Here is a 1410-nt window from a genome sequence, read left to right on the forward strand (position 1 = left end):
CTACTGCGGGGGGTTGCCGTGCTTGCGGGACGGCAGGTCGGCGTGCTTGTTGCGGAGCATGGCGAGCGAGGCGATGAGCACCTCGCGGGTCTCGGCGGGGTCGATGACGTCGTCGACGAGACCGCGCTCGGCCGCGTAGTAGGGGTGCATCAGCTCGGCCTTGTACTCCTTGACCATGCGCGCACGCATCGCCTCGGGGTCCTCGGCGTCCGCGATCTGGGCTGATCCGGGGCACGGTGGCGTTGCAGTAGGCGTACAGGAGCTTCGCGCCGTGCCGGATGATCCCACCGTGCTCCTGGTCCACGCCGGGCAGGAAGCCGGGGACGTCCAGAAGGGTGATGATCGGGATGTTGAAGGCGTCGCACATCTGGACGAACCGGGCGGCCTTCTCGGACGCCTCGATGTCCAGCACCCCCGCCAGCGCCTGCGGCTGGTTGGCCACGATCCCGACGACCTGGCCGTCGAGGCGGGCCAGCGCGCAGATGATGTTGCGGGCCCAGCGCTCGTGGATCTCCAGGTAGTCGCCGTCGTCGACGAGCTCCTCGATCACCTGATGCATGTCGTACGGGCGGTTCCCGTCCGCCGGGACCAGGTCCAGGAGGACGTCGCCGCGCCGGTCGGCCGGGTCGTCGCTCTCGACGGTCGGCGGGTTCTCCCGGTTGTTGGAAGGCAGCATCCCGATGAGGTAGCGGACCTCCGCGATGCACGTCTCCTCGTCGTCGTACGCGAAATGCGCCACGCCGGACGTCTCCGCGTGCACGTCGGCGCCGCCGAGGCCGTTCTGGGTGATCTCCTCGCCGGTGACCGCCTTCACGACGTCCGGCCCGGTGATGAACATCTGCGAGGTCTCGCGGACCATGAAGACGAAGTCGGTGAGCGCCGGGCTGTAAGCCGCGCCGCCCGCGCACGGGCCGAGCATCACGCTGATCTGCGGGATGACACCCGAGGCACGCGTGTTGCGCTGGAAGATGCCGCCGTAGCCGGCGAGCGCCGAGACGCCCTCCTGGATACGGGCCCCGGCGCCGTCGTTCAGCGAGACGAGGGGGGCGCCGGCCGAGATGGCCATGTCCATGATCTTGTGGATCTTCGTGGCGTGGGCCTCGCCCAGCGCCCCGCCGAAGATCCGGAAGTCGTGCGCGTAGACGAAGACCGTACGGCCCTCGACCGTGCCCCAGCCGGTGATGACCCCGTCGGTGTACGGCTTCTTGGCCTCCAGACCGAACCCGGTCGCCCGGTGCCGGCGGAGCTGCTCGACCTCCTTGAACGAACCCGCATCCAGCAGCAGCTCGATGCGCTCGCGCGCGGTCAGCTTGCCCTTGGCGTGCTGCGCCTGGGTCGCGCGCTCACTCGGGCCACGCCGGGCCTGCTCACGCAGGGCCAGCAGTTCGGCCACCCGGCCACGCGTGTCGC

Annotated in this window: 1 pseudogene; it reads right to left on the reverse strand. The window is 69.9% G+C overall.

The annotated features are described in order from the left end of the window. Nucleotides 1-1410, reverse strand: a pseudogene (locus tag IF17_RS01000000136880) (acyl-CoA carboxylase subunit beta); the annotation flags it as partial.

The organism is Streptomyces cyaneofuscatus (assembly GCF_000718135.1).
Lineage (GTDB): Bacteria > Actinomycetota > Actinomycetes > Streptomycetales > Streptomycetaceae > Streptomyces > Streptomyces cyaneofuscatus.